Source organism: Streptomyces sp. APSN-46.1 (assembly GCF_022815725.1).
GTDB lineage: Bacteria > Actinomycetota > Actinomycetes > Streptomycetales > Streptomycetaceae > Streptomyces.
The window spans coordinates 1,010,964-1,025,411 of record NZ_JALGRF010000002.1 but is presented as its reverse complement, the minus strand read 5'-3'; the positions used below and the strand labels follow the sequence as shown (position 1 = coordinate 1,025,411).

General features: G+C 73.3%; 10 protein-coding genes. 6 read left to right on the top strand and 4 right to left on the bottom strand.

Features of this window, described 5'->3' with window-relative positions; translation table 11 throughout:
* Positions 1-93 precede the first annotated feature (93 nt).
* The 4 genes from MTF65_RS11375 to MTF65_RS11360 all read right to left on the bottom strand — a co-directional run bounded on the left by MTF65_RS11375 (position 94) and on the right by MTF65_RS11360 (position 6,035).
* Positions 94-1,374, bottom strand: a complete 1,281-nt coding sequence (locus MTF65_RS11375; RefSeq protein ID WP_243628428.1) for a transposase — start codon at positions 1,372-1,374, stop codon at positions 94-96.
* 336 nt (positions 1,375-1,710) lie between these two features.
* Positions 1,711-2,412: a DUF4232 domain-containing protein gene (locus MTF65_RS11370; protein WP_243628427.1), complete on the bottom strand. Its 702-nt coding sequence runs from the start codon at positions 2,410-2,412 to the stop codon at positions 1,711-1,713.
* 90 nt (positions 2,413-2,502) lie between these two features.
* Positions 2,503-5,220: a BTAD domain-containing putative transcriptional regulator gene (locus MTF65_RS11365; protein WP_243628426.1), complete on the bottom strand. Its 2,718-nt coding sequence runs from the start codon at positions 5,218-5,220 to the stop codon at positions 2,503-2,505.
* An 80-nt stretch (positions 5,221-5,300) separates the two neighbouring features.
* Positions 5,301-6,035, bottom strand: a complete 735-nt coding sequence (locus MTF65_RS11360) for a hypothetical protein (protein ID WP_243628425.1) — start codon at positions 6,033-6,035, stop codon at positions 5,301-5,303.
* Between the two features lie 239 nt (positions 6,036-6,274).
* On the opposite strand from MTF65_RS11360, the gene MTF65_RS11355 reads away from it, so the two are divergent.
* The 6 genes from MTF65_RS11355 (at position 6,275) to MTF65_RS11330 (ending at position 14,430) form a co-directional block, all read left to right on the top strand.
* Positions 6,275-8,170: an NAD(P)-dependent oxidoreductase gene (locus tag MTF65_RS11355; protein ID WP_243628424.1), complete on the top strand. Its 1,896-nt coding sequence runs from the start codon at positions 6,275-6,277 to the stop codon at positions 8,168-8,170.
* Between the two features lie 69 nt (positions 8,171-8,239).
* A complete protein-coding gene (gene asnB / locus MTF65_RS11350) occupies positions 8,240-10,069 on the top strand; it encodes an asparagine synthase (glutamine-hydrolyzing) (protein ID WP_243628423.1) in 1,830 nt (609 codons plus the stop codon).
* A 1-nt stretch (position 10,070) separates the two neighbouring features.
* Entirely contained in the window at positions 10,071-11,339 is a 1,269-nt protein-coding gene (locus MTF65_RS11345; protein ID WP_243628422.1) for an MFS transporter, read from the top strand.
* Positions 11,340-11,406: 67 nt separating this feature from the next.
* Positions 11,407-12,729, top strand: coding sequence for a UDP-glucose/GDP-mannose dehydrogenase family protein (locus tag MTF65_RS11340; RefSeq protein ID WP_243628421.1), 1,323 nt, complete (start codon positions 11,407-11,409; stop codon positions 12,727-12,729).
* A 203-nt stretch (positions 12,730-12,932) separates the two neighbouring features.
* Positions 12,933-13,568, top strand: coding sequence for an LmbU family transcriptional regulator (locus MTF65_RS11335; RefSeq protein WP_243628420.1), 636 nt, complete (start codon positions 12,933-12,935; stop codon positions 13,566-13,568).
* Between the two features lie 91 nt (positions 13,569-13,659).
* On the top strand, positions 13,660-14,430 hold the full coding sequence (locus tag MTF65_RS11330; RefSeq protein WP_243628678.1) for a phytanoyl-CoA dioxygenase family protein: 771 nt from the start codon (positions 13,660-13,662) through the stop codon (positions 14,428-14,430).
* Positions 14,431-14,448 lie beyond the last annotated feature (18 nt).

Sequence of the window (14,448 nt, the reverse complement as noted above, 5' to 3'; positions counted from 1 at the left end):
GTTCTGCCGGTAGTTGGTCCCGACCTTCTCCTTCTCCTTGCTGGAGGCCGAGGCATTGAAGTGTTCTCCCGGATGAATCCGGGAGATTCCTGCCTACCTTGCGGTGGCGGGCTGGACGCGGCGTGCGCGCCTGACGACTGCCCTCCCGGCAGCCGGGATGAGCGCGAGGCCCATCCGGTACAGGTGCAAGACGTTCCGCGCCGCGTTGTGGTCGGCGTTGCCCGACCACCCGCAGTCCGGGTTCTTGCACACGAACACGGCCTGGCTCTCCCGGCTGCCAGGGGTGGTGAGGCCACACGCTGAGCAGCGCAGGCTGGTACCCGGGGCGGGAACCTTGACCAGGCTGCCGCCGAGTCGGGCGAGCTTGTACCCGAGCATCACGACCATGCGGCCCCACGCCTCGGCGTGGATGGACCGGTTGAGGCCGGACTTCTGGGCCACGTTCATTCCCGGCTGGTCGAGGGCGCCCTTGGCGGACTTGACCATGTTCGTGATCTGCAATGCTTCCACGACGACCGTGCCGTAGGTCCGGGCGAGGGTCGTGGTCGTCTTGTGCTGCCAGTCGTGGCGTCGGCGCTTGGATTTCGCGCGGAGACGGGCGATCTGGTCGTATATGTGCCGCAAGCGCTTGGAGGCTTTCTCTCCCCGCTCGCGGTGTTGCCGCAGTGCGGCGGAGCGCTGCTCAAGGCGCAGGAGCTTGGCCTGCTCGCGGGTGGTCAGCCACTCGCCGTGCTCGAACGTCTCTCCGTCGGAGAGGGCGAGGGGGACGGCGATGCCCACGTCAATGCCGACTTCCGGGCCCCGGCGGGGCCCGGGCTTCGGTTCAAGGTTCTGGACGCGGAAGGCGATGTGCCATCCGAGCGCGTCTTTGACCAGCCGGGCCCCGGTGATCCGGTTGTCCGGGTCGGCACGCTTGCCGACGGGCAGGTCCTTGGTCCAGCGGAACCGGACCCGGCCGATCTTCGGCAGGTTGACCATGCCCCATCGGCGGTGCACGCGGACGATGCCCAGGTCCCGGCCCTGCGGAACATCGACGGACATCACCGACCGGAACCTGGCCTTGAAGCCCGGGGCGCCCGCTCGGCCCTCCCAGCAGTTCTTCCACGCCTGGAAATAGGCTTTCAAAACCGCTTGCGCGGCCTGGGCGGGGAGCGCGTCGAGGAAGTCGATGTCCTTGCGGGCCTGGCGTATCGCGGCATCCGCGTTCGCCAGAGTCCGCTTGTCTGTCGGCATCATCTGCCACCACGCGTGAAGGAGATTCCACATCGTGCGGGCCGCATGCGCCTGCCCGTCGGCCTTGAACGACAGAGCAGGGGTCAGCGCGAGCCGGGCCCGGTGCCCGAACTGCCGCTTCCCCACCGCATGTTCACTCACGGCTTCGACGCTAGCACTGGTTCATGACACCTGGCCGGGTCACGAATCCCGATGTCAGAACCGGTCGCCATGTTGTCTACAACTTGCACGTTCACTTGGCCTTTGTCACCAAATACCGGCGGGATGAATTCACCGACGCCATGCCGAGGCGATGCGCGGACGTCCTGCGAGAGGTCCGCACAGGCTTCGAGTCCGCGCCCGGGCCGAGGCCGCCGGGCGGCGGGGCGCCGCCCCCGGCCTGCCGCCGCCCCCGAGCCGGGTTCACCGGCCAGGATGCCCGCCGCAGCGCGGGCTCCGCTTCTCGTGCGGGCGGCGGCAGGTGCCCCGGGGCGCCGTTCAGAACTCGTCGGCGCCGTTACGAAGCTCGTACGTCCAGTAGCCGGTCTTCGCCGCGGCCTCGTTGACGGCGAGGCCGCCCGCGGGCGCGGTGACGACGTCGCTGCCCTCGGCCGGGCCGTCGGCGGCGAAGAGGTTCACGTTGAAGCTGGTGACGACCTTGTTGTCCTCGTGCGCGCCACCCAGCGCGATGCGTACGTTCGCGTACGCGGACTCGCCGGCCTTCAGGACGACCGGGGTCTGCGGCTTGCTCTTCGCGACCGCCGGGACGTCCTTGGCGGTCTGGATGTCGCCGAAGGCGATCAGCGGGTACTCGTAGAGGCGGCACGAGCTGCCGGAGGTGTTGGCCGCGGTCAGGGTGATGTGCGCGGTGGGGGTCTCGTCCGCCTTCGCCGCCGTGATCTTCACGTCCTTGTACGTGCAGGCCGGGACCTTGGTCGTACCCGTCGAACCGGCCGGGGCCTTGCCGGCGCCGCCGGAGGTCCCCGTCTGGGGCTTGGACGCGGCCTGGCTGCCCGACCCGCCGCCCGCCGCGGCGGCGGCCGACTCCGAGGGGGCCTGCGACTTGCTCGTGTTCGCCGGCGCCTTGGAGGCGGAGGCGGCGCCGTTGCCGGCGTCACCGCCGCCGCAGGCGGTCAGGCCCAGCGACAGGGCGGCGATGGCGGCAGCGGCCAGGACGGTGTTCTTGCGGTGGGTACGCATGACGGTTCTCCCCCGTGACGGTTGGTCGGCGCACGCATTCGGTGCTGACTACAGCTTCCGGTGCCCCGCTGCCGTCCCGCTTGCGCTCCGCTAACGATCCGCTGGCAGCCCGGACAGCAGCTCCGCGGCCCGGTCCGCCCCCTCCGTGAAGCCGACCGCGGCAGCGGCCGCCGCCGCCCGTCCGAGCTGGTCGGCGGCTTCCTCCAGGCGGCCGAGTCCGGCCAGGGCCTCGCCGCGGACGATCTGCAGCTCCGCCCGGCCGACCTCCGCGTCGGGCGAGACGAGTTCCTCCGCGCTCCGGACGTGCGCGAGCGCCGCCTCGTACGCGTGCGTGTTCAGACAGTGCCGCGCCAGATGCTGGAGGGTCAGTACCTGGGTGGAGGGATGCCCGGTCCGCTCCGCGAGCGAGACCGCCCGGGACATCAGCGCCCCCGCCCGTTCGCGGTCCCCGGTGGCGTCCACGACCGCCCCGAGGTTGACGTAGGCGATCGCCTCGCTGATCGCGTCGCCGGCCCGCGCGGCCAGCTCGGGCGCCTTCTCCAGGTGGACGAGGGCCTCGACGTCCCGGCCCTCCTCGTGCAGCACCCAGCCGAGCAGCGCCCGCGTACGGGACTGCGCGTCGAGGTCTGCCTCCCGCTCCGCCGCGTCGAGCCCGGCTTCGAGGAGCGGCGTCCAGCCGTCCCTGATCCGCCACAGCATCAGCGGCCACTGCGCGAGCGCGAGCCGCCAGGCACGGTCGTACAGGCCCAGGGCGGCGGCGGCGGCGACCGCACCCTCCAGGGCCGGCCGCTCCGCCTCGTACCAGGCGAGCGCCGCCGAACGGTCCTCGAACTCCCTGATCGCCGGGGGCCTGCGGAACGCGGGGGGCAGCGAGTAGCAGGGCTGGGAGCCCGGTTCCGCGGCGGCGTCGGCCGCGAGTCCCGTGTAGAGGTAGTGGTCGAGGAGGCGGTGCAGGCCCTCGGGGTCCGCCTGCGGGGCGAGCTCGCGGGCGTAGAGGCGTACGAGGTCGTGCGGCGCCCAGCGGCCGGGGACGGACTCGGTGAGCAGATGGGCCGCGGCGAGGCGGTCGAGGTCGGCGGAGGCCTGCGCGGGGGAGGTCCCGGCGAGCGCGCTCGCGGCGAAGCGGTCCAGATCGGGTCCCGTGTGCAGGCCGAGGGCGCGGAACGTGCGGGCGGCGGACTCGGGCAGCTGCTGCACGGTCAGGCGCAGCGCCGCCGCGACCCCGGTGTCCTCGACGTTCAGGACGGCCAGGCGTCCCTGCTCATCGGCCAGTTCGCCGACCATCGCGCCGAGCGTCCACTGCGGACGCTCGGCCAGGCGGGCCGCCGTCACCCGCAGCGCGAGCGGCAGCCCGTCGCACAGTACGGCCAGCCGCGCGGCGGCGTCGGGTTCGGCGGCGACCCGCGGCGCGCCCAGCACGCTGGTGAGCAGCGCCGCCGAGTCGGCCGGCGGAAGGTGCCCGAGGGGGACCGGCCGGGCCGCGTCGGAGGCGATCAGGCCGCCGAGCCGGCCGCGGCTGGTGACCAGGGTCGCGCAGTGGTCGCCGCTGGGGAGCAGCGGCCGGACCTGCTCGGAGGAGCGCGCGTTGTCGAGGACGACGAGCAGCCGGCGGTCCGCGGTGAGCGACCGGAACAGTGCGCCCATCGCCTCGGCGGTCTCCGGCATCCGCTGCGGCGGGGTACCGAGTGCGAGGAGGAACTCCCTCAGGACGGTGCCGGCTTCGGGGGCCGGGGCGTCGCTGAATCCGCGCAGGTCGGCGAAGAGCCGGCCGTCGGGGAAGTCGGCGCGCCGCTGGTACGCCCAGTACACGGCGAAGGCCGTCTTGCCGACCCCGGCGGGCCCGGTGACCAGGCAGACGGGTGCCTCCCCGGCGCCGACGGCCCCGGTGAGCGCGGCCAGTTCGGCGTCCCGCCCGGTGAATCCGCGCGGCGGCCGCGGCAGCAGCTCGGGGATCTCGGCCTCGGCGGGCGGGGCGGGCGCGGCTTGCGCGGCTTCCGCGGCGGGCGGGGCTTCCGCGGCGGGCGGGGCGGGCTGCTGCGGGAGCGGGGGCGGGGGCGGCGCTACGGGTTCGGCGGAGCGCAGGAGCGTCGCGTACGCCTCGCCGAGCGCCTCGCCGGGGTCCACCCCGAGCTCTTCGGCCAGCAGCCGCCGCGTGCGGTGGTACCAGCCGATCGCGTCCGACTGCCGCCCGGAGCGGCCCAGCGCCAGCATCAGCGCGGCCGCCAGGGATTCGCGCAGCGGGTGCGCGACGGCTTCGGTACGCAGCACGGCGGCGGCCCGGCCGTGCTCGCCGAGCTGTCCGTACGCCTCCGCGAGCGCCTCCACCGAGGCCAGCCGCAGCTCCTCCAGGCTGCCGGCCGCCGCCTGGAGGTGGCGGCTCTGCACGGTTCCGGTGAGCGCGGGCCCCTGCCAGAAGGAGAGCGCCTCCCGCAGCATCCGTACGGCATCGGCGGGTGCGCGCTGCACCCCGGCGAGCGCGACGAGCTCCTCGAAGCGGTGCGCGTCCACCAGGGACTCCGGCATCCGCAGCGCGTACGCCGAACCGTGGGTGGAGAGTTCGACTCCGTACGCCGACGCTCCGTGCTCGGCGAGCAGCGCGCGCAGCCGCGAGACATGGCCCTGGAGCACGGTCCTGGCGCGGGCGGGCGGCTCGTCCTCCCACAGGGCGTCGATCAACTGGCTGACCTTGACGGCGCTGTTGGGCCGCAGCAGCATCATGGCCAGCAGGCTGGAGCGCTTGGCGGGCCCCAGCGCCACGTCCCCGCGCTCCGTCACGACGGCAACGGAGCCGAGCAGCCGGAATTCCACCTGGCACCTCCATGATCAGCTCCCCGCCAGACGTCGAGGATACGCAGCCACGGGGCACCCGCCCGACCGGCCGAGACCGCTTACGGCGCCTGAGCGGCGAAGAAGGCGGTCATCGCGGTCGTGCCGGGCGCCGGGGTGTCGTCGGGCGCGAGCCAGTCGGTGGGGCCGGTGGCGTTCTCCCAGGCGGCGTGGCGGTCGGCGAGCGCGGCGATGAAGTCCTGGGCGAGCAGCGAGGCTTCGTACAGATCCTGGTCGGGGCTCTGCGCGCTCGCGCCGACGATCAGGCCGCGGACCTCGGCGGAGTGGCCGTAGCGGAAGGCGCCGTCACCGCAGAGGTGCGGGTCGGTGTGCACGGCCTCGCCGTAGTTGCGGCCGAGGCGGCGGTGGCCGGCGGCCTTGGCGGCGGCGTTCGGCAGGAAGCGGTGGCCCTCGTCGCCGATGGTGATCGCGCCGAGTACGGCCTCCTCGTGCCGGACCCAGGGGTCGGCCGTGGGGTCCAGCAGGACGAAGCCCATGGCCAGCCGGGGGTAGGGGTCGCGGGGCGCGGCGGCGGGCTCGGCGTGGTGGTGGCGCCAGATGTTGGCGGCGCGGCGCAGGCCGAGGTCGAGGAGAAGGGAGTCGAGGGCGGAGCCGGACAGCAGGTACCCGTAGGGGTTGTGGTGGTGGCGGGCGCGGACGGTGAGGCCGTCCGGGGAGACCGCCTCGGCGGGCGGGCAGAGCGGGCCGGGCCGGCCGAGGGCGCTGGGCCGGCCGAGCGAGCTGAGGGGGCCGGGCGAGCTGAGGGGGCTGAGGGGGCTGAGGGCAGGGGCGGTCACGCGATCTCCTCCAAGGATGCGAAGAACATGAGCCATCGAGCGCTGTCCCGCCGGCGGGACAGCGCCGGAACGCCGGGGCGGGGTCGGCGGGGTGGTATAGACCTTGCTGCGGGATGGGGGCGTGGTCAACATGAGCGGTGTCGGGGCTCTGCAAGAGCCGTGTCGATCGCTGGTGTCGAGGTGGAGACGTGGGACCCGTGGGCCGTGATGGGGCAGAGGTCAGGCTGAGCGGTGCGGTGATGGCGCACCCGAAACGGATGGAGGAGGCCCGTCGGCTCGCCGAGGCCGATCCGCGGGGACGGATCCTGGTGACCACGGACCCGGACCCGGACGGGCGTCCGACCGCGCTGCGTACCGCGCTGGTGTCGTGGGGCTGTGTCGCGCCGGACGCCACGCACCACCTGGTGCTGCAGGACGACGTGGTGCTCGCCGAGGGGTTCTACGAGCACGCCGAGCGGGCGGCGGCGGCCGCGCCCGCCGGGGAGGCGATCTCCTTCTACGGCGGCTGGGAGGCCCGCAACGGAGCGGTCGCCCGGCTCGCGGCGCTGACCGGCGCCACCTGGGCGTACACCCTTCAGGAGCACGTGCCGTGCCAGGCGCTGATGCTGCCCGCCCAACTCGCCAGGGAATACGGGGAGTTCCAGGAGAAGCACGGCGGCGGCTGGCCGTACGACGTGGTCGTGCAGCGGTTCCTGAACGAGCGCGGGGTACCGGTCCGCTTCTGCACGCCGAGCACGGTGCAGCACGACGTACTGCCCAGCCTGGCGGGGAACAGCTACCACGGATTCAGGCAGGCGACCTGGTTCGAACGGACGGCCCCGCGGGACGCCGGGGCGGGCGACTGCCCCCGGTTCGCGGTCGTGCCGTTCTACCAGTACGGGGACGCGCGGTGCGCCGTGCGGGACGCGGACACCGGCACCTGGGAGTACCTGGAGACGGAGCGCTGGCTGCGCCGGACCGGGACCCTGGACGACTGCCTCGCGGCGTACGAGGGCGCGGGGCCCCGGCCCGCCCGCCAGGAGCTCGGCGAGCGGATCGCCCGCGCCGTTTGGCTGACCGGGTACGCGCTCGGGGTCGTACTGGCGGACGGGCCGGCGGACGGGCTCACGGGCGCCGAGGAGCCCGACCGGCGGACCGCGTCCACCGTGATGGAGACGCTGGGCCCCGGCGGGCTGTGCGAGGAGTACACCGCCGAGGAGCTCCTGGCGATGGCGCCCACCATCAGGGATCTCGCGCTCGCGGCGATGGACGAGGGCCGCGGGGCGGACCGGTCGGCCCGGGCCGACCGGGTACGGGCGGCCCGCGACGGCTCCCTGACCCGAGTGACCGGCGGTGAGGGCCGGTTCGGCCGGCAGCTGGCGGGGACCCTCGGCGACCTGGGCCTCCCGGCGCGGCACGGAGCGGCCGGGGCCGGGGCCGGTACGGACCCCGGCGCGGCCTACGTCGTCCACCTCGGCGGAGGCGACGGCGCGGGCCTCGACGAGGCGCTGCACGCCGCGCGTACGGCCGGGGCGGAGCGGTTCGTGTACGTCGGGTCCGCCGCCGTCTACCGGGGCGGCGCCCCCGGCGAACTCGCCGAGGAGGCGGTGGGCCCCGACGCCCCGCAGGACGAGGTGGCCCGCGGCTGGTGGGAGGAGGAGCAGCGCTGCCGGGAGTGGGGCGAGGCGGCCGGGATCCCCGTGCAGGTGCTGCGGATCGCCGATCCGGTGGGCCCCTACGCGCCCGCGGACACGGCCTGTGTGCGCTGGGTGGACCTGGCCTGGACGCGCCGTCCGCTGCTGCTCGACCCGCACGGCGTGCACCAGATCCTGGATCACCGGGATCTCGCGGACGCGCTCCGTGCCGTGCTCGCGGCCCCGCCCGCCCAGCCGGTTCTGAATGTGGCCTCCGCCCGGCACGGTGAGGTGGAGCTCGCCGGTCTGCTCGCCGATGTCTCACGGCGTACACCCTGGGAGTGGAGCCAGCAGCCGCTCTCCCCGCGCTGGTCCATGGCGACGGGCCTGATCGAGCGTGAGCTCGGCTGGCGGCCCACCGCTCCCGTCACGGAGGCGATGCGGGCGCTCGCCCAGTGGTACGCCTGCGACATCCACGGGGACTACGACGAGACCGCCGCCCTTCCGGCCTCCGGCTCCTGACCCGACCTGACCCGCCTCAACTCGCCAACTCGCCAACTCGCCAACTCGCCAGCAGAAAGGTCCACTCGCATGTCAGCGATAGCCGGATGGGTCGACTTCGCGCGCACCGCCGAGACGCCCGACCCCATAGCCGCCATGACCTCGGCACTCGCCGGGCGCGGTCCGGGCGGCGAAGGGCTCTGGCGGTCGACGCACGCCGCACTCGGTCACCGGCGCACCTCGCCGTCCGACGCGCAGCCGCTGGCCACCGGCGATGCCGCGGGAAGCCGCACCGTCCTCACGTACGCGGGGCGCCTCGGCAACGCGCAGGCGCTGCGCGCCCAACTGCGCTCCCTGGGCCGCGCGTTCGTCTCCGACGGCGAGGCGGAGGTGGTGCTGCGCGCGTACGAGCAGTGGGGCGAGGAGTGCGCCGAGCGGATCGAGGGCACGTACGCCTTCGCCCTCTGGGACGAGCGCCGCGAGGAGCTGCTCCTGGTACGCGACCGGATGGGGGTGAAGCCGCTGTTCTACGCACCGACGGCGCACGGCGTCCTGTTCGGCTCGGAGCCGAAGGCGATCCTGGCGCACCCCCGGTTCACCCCGGCCGTCGACGCCGGCGGGCTCCGCGACATCCTCTCCATCGCCCGGGTGCCGGGGCACGCGATGTTCCGGGGCATGCGCGAGGTGCGGCCCGGGTGCGTGGTGCGGGTCGGCCGGGAGCACGGGCCGAGCGAGCGGACGTACTGGGCGCTGCGGGCCGGGGAGCACACGGACAGCCTGGACAAGACCGTCGCGACCGTGCGGGAGCTCCTGGAGACGGTGGTCGCGGAACAGTTCGGGCCCGGCGGCGAGCCACCCGCCTCGCTGCTGTCCGGCGGCCTGGACTCCAGCACGCTGACGGCGCTCGCCGCGCGGACGGCGAGCGAACTCGGGACCGGCCCGGTCAGCAGCCTCGCGGTCAACGACCAGGACGCCGAGGACGCCGAGCACGCCGAGGGCACGGACGGCACTTCGGGCAACGAGGACCACCTCTACGCGCGCCTGATGGCCGAGCACGCCGGGACCGACCACCACGAGATCTCCCTCGCGGGCCTCGACCTCCTCGACCCGAGGCTGCGCGCGGACGTCCTGGCCGCGTACGACATCCCGATCAACAAGGGCGACCAGTACGCCTCGCTGCTCAGCCTGTTCCGCGCCGCCCGCGGGTACGCGCCCGTCGCGCTCTCCGGTGAGCTCGGTGACGACGTGTTCGGCGGCTACAACTGGCAGCGCTTCGACCGCTGGGTGCACACCGACACCTTCCCGTGGGTCGAGGAGGGCCGCGGCCGCTTCGACGGCATGGCCACCGTCTTCGACGCCGGGCTGCTCGCGTCCCTGGACCTCGCGGCGTACGAACGCGACTGCCACCGCGACGCGATCGCCGAGCTGGGCGCGCGCGAGGCCGTCGCCGATCCGGCCGAGGCACGGCACCGGGAGGTCACCTACCTCGCCCTGACGCGGCACGCGCGCGTGCTCTTCGACCGGCTCGACCGGCTCGGCACGGCCGCGGGCCTGGACATCCGGGTGCCGTTCGCCGACCCGCGCCTCCTCTCGTACGCCTTCGACATCCCCTGGTCGATGAAGTCGCACGACGGCCGGGAGAAGAGCGTGCTGCGCGCCGCCCTGCGCGACGTACTGCCGGAGCGGGTCGCCATGCGCGTCAAGACCCCCTACCCCAACCTGCGGGACGCGGCTTACGACCGCGTCCTTCGGGAGCGTCTCGCCGCTGTCGTACGCGCCGGGGACAGCCCCGTCCTGCCGCTGCTCTCGGACGGCCTGCGGCACACGCCGGCGCTGGACGGGGTCGGCCGGGCGGTCCTGGAGACGGCGCTGCAACTGGACGACTGGCTACGGACGTACGGCGTACGGGTAGAGCTCTGAGATGACCGACTCCCCCTCCAGCTCCCCCTCCGGCTCCACCGCCACCTTCCTTCCGCCATCACCCCGACCGCCCCTGTGGACGCGTAACTTCACGCTCTACTTCACGGCCCGGATCGCCTCGCTGCTCGGCGACGCGATGCTGCCCGTCGCACTCTCCGTGGCGATGCTGGCGCTCGGGTACGGGGTGAGCGCCGTCGGGTACGCCCTGGGCGCCTGGATGGGGGCGTTCGCTCTGTTCGTGGTGTTCGGCGGCGTCCTCGCGGACCAGATCCACCCGCGGCCGCTGATGATCGCGGCGGATGCCGTGCGGTGCGCCCTGATCGGCGCGATGGCCTTCGCCTTCGCGACCGGGCGGCCCGAACTGTGGTTCATCATCGGCGTGACGGCTCTCGGCGGACTCGCCACCGCGATGTTCCAGCCGGGCGTGAACGGCCTGGTCCCGCAGGTCGCCGCCGACCCGCAGAAGGCCAACGGCGTACTGCGGGTCGCCCAGGGCATCTCCACCATGGCGGGGCCCGCGCTCGCCGGACTCCTCGTCGCCGCGGCCTCCCCGGCCTGGGCCTTCGCGGCGACCGCGGGCACCTTCGCGGCCAGCGGCCTGAGCCTGCTCGCGCTGCGCCTCGGCGCGTACGCCGTGGACCGTTCGGCGTCCACCCTGCAGAACCTGAAGACCGGCTGGCACGAGTTCCGCTCCCGGTCCTGGCTGTGGGCGGTCATCCTGATCTGGTGGGTGCTCGGCGTCTTCGTCTGGGGCCCGGTCGTGCCGCTCGGCGCGGCCTCGGTCACCGGGGCGCACGGGAGCGCCGCGTTCGGCTACGCGGAGGGCGCGTTCGGCGCCGGGTGCGTGCTCGGCGGCCTGGTCGCCATCCGGATCCGGCCGGTGCGGCCGCTGTTCGGCGGGGCGATAGCGATGTTCCTGTTCCCGATGATGCCGCTGGCCGCCGGCCTCGCCCCGGACCTCGGACTGCCGGTGCTGCTCCTCGGGTACGCGGTCAGCGGCACCGGCTGGGCGTTCTGGGGCGTGCAGTGGGCGACCACCGTGCAGACCCAGATCCCCGAGGACCGGCTGGGCCGCGTCTCCGCGTACGAGATCGCGGGCTCGATCCTCGCCGTCCCGCTCGGCCAGGTGATCGCCGGACCGGCCAGCTCGGTCGCGGGCGTCCATGAGCTGCTGCTGCTCGCCGCCCTGGTCAGCACCGGATGCGCGGCGGCGCTGATCGCCACGGCCCCGATCCGGCGGCTGCGGCGCGCGACGCCCGACCCCGCGTGAAGCGGGTCCCACCCTTGACCACACACCACTCCACCCACGACCCCACCCACCACCGAAGGACAGGAACATGCCCAAGCCGTACCGCATGACGGTGATCGGGAGCGGATACCTCGGCATCACCCACGCCGCCTGTATGGCAGAGGCGGGACACCATGTCCTCGCCCTCGACATCGACGCGGAGAAGGTCGCCCGCCTCAACAAGGCCGAACTCCCCATCCACGAAAAGGATCTGGGCGATCTCCTGAAGCGGGGCGTGGCATCGGGCCGCCTTCGCTTCACCACCTCCTACGAGGAGGCCGGGGCGTTCGGCGACGTGCATTTCCTGTGCCTGGGCACCCCGCAGCGTTCCGACGGATTCGCGGCCGATCTCTCACAGCTCGATGCGGCGGTCGACTCCCTCGCCCCCCATCTCGTACGGGAATGCCTCGTCGTGGGGAAGTCCACCGTCCCGGTGGGCACCGCGGAAAGGCTCGCCACCCGTATAGCGCGGAAGGCGCCGGCGGGCACCGGAGCGGAACTCGCCTGGAATCCGGAATTCCTGCGCGAGGGATTCGCGGTGGCGGACACGCTCCGACCGGATCGCATTGTGCTCGGCGTACGGAGTGAGCACGCCGAGCGCACACTCCGAGACGTGTACGCACCCCTCGGCGGTGAAATCCCGTACGTGGTGACGGATTTCGCGACGGCGGAGCTGGTCAAGAGCGCGGCCAACGCCTTCCTCGCCACGAAGATCTCGTACATCAACGCGATGGCGGAGGTCTGCGAATCGGCGGGCGCGGACGTGGTCCGGCTCGCCGAGGCGCTCGGCCTCGACGAGCGGATCGGCGGGCGGTTCCTGCGCCCCGGCCTCGGGTTCGGCGGAGGGTGCCTGCCGAAGGACATCCGGGCACTGTGGACACGGGCCGAGGAGCTGGGCGCCGGGCAGGCCCTGGGCTTTCTGCGCGAGGTGGACGCGATCAACCTGCGCCGCCGGGAGCGGGTGGTGGAGCTGGCCCGGGAGCTGGTCGGGGGCACCCTCGACGGGCGCAAGGTGGCGGTGCTCGGCGCGGCGTTCAAGCCGGACTCCGACGACATCCGGGACTCGCCCGCGCTCGCCGTGGCGGCGGCCCTGGAACGGCAGGGCGCGGTGGTGTCCGTACACGACCCGGTCGCCCTCGACCACGTGCGCAAGGCGTACCCCCTGCTGAACTGCGCCGCTTCGGCGTCGGCGGCGGCGCAGGACGCGCAGGTGGTGCTGCTGCTCACGGAGTGGCGCCAGTACGCGGAGCTGGACCCCGAGGACCTGGTCGCGGCCGTCGCGGAGCGGCGGATCGTGGACGCCCGGCACGCCCTCGACGGGGATCGGTGGCGGGCGTCGGGATGGGAGTACCGGGCGATGGGGCGACCCTGAGAAGGGCTCATAGCTGAGTCGATTGGTCTGGACCTTGCCACGGGACGGCGCAGCCACCATGATCGACGCGAGTCGATCAAGGAGGCGCGATGCGAAGCCCTGGTGATCTCAGACGAGTTGAGGCGGCCCCCCGCCGTGCCGCGAGGGGCCCTTCACCCACAGGCCCCGGCCCTGGGTCCGGCCCCGGCCCCGGCCCCGCCGCCATGGCCGGAATCCCCGCGGGCCGCGGCGCCCCGGCCGGCGCTCCGCCGCTGCGTTCGGACCGGATCTCGCTGCGGCTCCCCGCCCGGCTGCACATCGACGACTGGCTGCACATCGGCCAGACCCTCACCACGGCCGCCGACTCCGCGGCCTGGTGGCTGGGCGACTGGCTGGTCTACGGCCAGGACCGCTATCCGGAGCGATACCGCCACGCCATCGACGGCACGTCCCTCGACTACCAGACCCTGCGCAACTACGCCTGGATCGCGCGGAAATTCGCGGCGGACCGCCGCCGGGCCGGCCTGAGCATGCAGCACCACGCGGAAGTCGCCGCCATGTCCCCGGCCCTCCAGGACACCTGGCTGGACCGCGCCGGGGCGGCGGGCTGGTCCCGCAACGAACTGCGCCGCCGTATCCGCGCCGAGGCATCCTCCTCACCCCCGGCAACAGGAACAGCGGAATCAGCGGAATCAGCGGAATTGCGGCTCTCCGTCTCCGCGGAACGCCACCGCCAGTGGGAGGCAGCCGCCCGGCGCGCCGATCGGAACCTCTCCGACTGGATACTCGACTCCCTGGATTCCGCTTCCGCCGCAGCCATCAACTCCGCCACCAACTCCACCCCACGACAAGGTCATTGACCACACCGAATCCCTCTCACTACGTTTTCACCATCTGAAAAGGACATGTTGTTTCACGCTCGCACGAGGGGAAGGGTTGAGCGCGGTGACGATGGAGACCGGAAACGATCGGGCACGAGTATTCAAGGAGGACGGATTCGCAAAGGTCGGCCAACTCCTCACCGCGGACGAGGTCGATACGTACCGCGAGATCTACGACCGATTCCTCAGCGGCGCGATAGTGAGCGGCGACAAACGCTCCGACCTCGGCAGCCACGTCGGGGAGCGGGACGGCGGCCGGGAGAACATCACCCAGATCATGTGGCCGTCCGCCCTCTACCCGGCACTGCGCGAGATGCCCCTGCACGAGCGCGCCCTCGACATGGCCCGCGAACTCATCGGCCAGGACGCGGTCCTCGACTTCGACATGCTGATCCACAAGGACCCGCACTCCGACGTCGCCACGCCCTGGCACCAGGACATGGCGTACTGGATCGATCTCCCCGACACCCGCGCCGCCTCGATCTGGATCGCCCTCGACGACGCCACGCCCGACAACGGCTGCATGTGGTACGTCCGCGGCTCCCACGAGCTCCCGCTGCGCCCGCACCGCCCCACGAGCGACGGCCGCAACATCGAGTGCGACGGCTCGGAGAACGAGCCCGGCGCCACCGCCGTCCCGCTCCCCGCAGGACACGGCGTCGCCCACGCGGGCGGCACACTGCACTCCTCCCGCGGCAACACGACGGACCACACCCGCCGCGCGTACATCCTCAACTACCGCCCCGCCGCCATGGTCGCCCTCGAACGCGCCCAGGGCGCCGACCACGGCCTGAACGAAAACGTCCGCAAGGTCCGCAACTCGGACGCGACAACACCCTGACCCCCGGGCGGCGTCGAT

What these genes read in the sequence shown, in the direction of transcription:
- MTF65_RS11335 (WP_243628420.1), top strand. Translation starts at nt 12,933, where the DNA reads ATGGCCGGAATCCCCGCGGGCCGCGGCGCCCCGGCCGGCGCTCCGCCG.
- asnB (WP_243628423.1), top strand. Translation starts at nt 8,240, where the DNA reads ATGTCAGCGATAGCCGGATGGGTCGACTTCGCGCGCACCGCCGAGACG.
- MTF65_RS11355 (WP_243628424.1), top strand. Translation starts at nt 6,275, where the DNA reads ATGGCGCACCCGAAACGGATGGAGGAGGCCCGTCGGCTCGCCGAGGCC.
- MTF65_RS11345 (WP_243628422.1), top strand. Translation starts at nt 10,071, where the DNA reads ATGACCGACTCCCCCTCCAGCTCCCCCTCCGGCTCCACCGCCACCTTC.
- MTF65_RS11370 (WP_243628427.1), bottom strand. Translation starts at nt 2,412, where the DNA reads ATGCGTACCCACCGCAAGAACACCGTCCTGGCCGCTGCCGCCATCGCC.
- MTF65_RS11330 (WP_243628678.1), top strand. Translation starts at nt 13,660, where the DNA reads ATGGAGACCGGAAACGATCGGGCACGAGTATTCAAGGAGGACGGATTC.
- MTF65_RS11340 (WP_243628421.1), top strand. Translation starts at nt 11,407, where the DNA reads ATGCCCAAGCCGTACCGCATGACGGTGATCGGGAGCGGATACCTCGGC.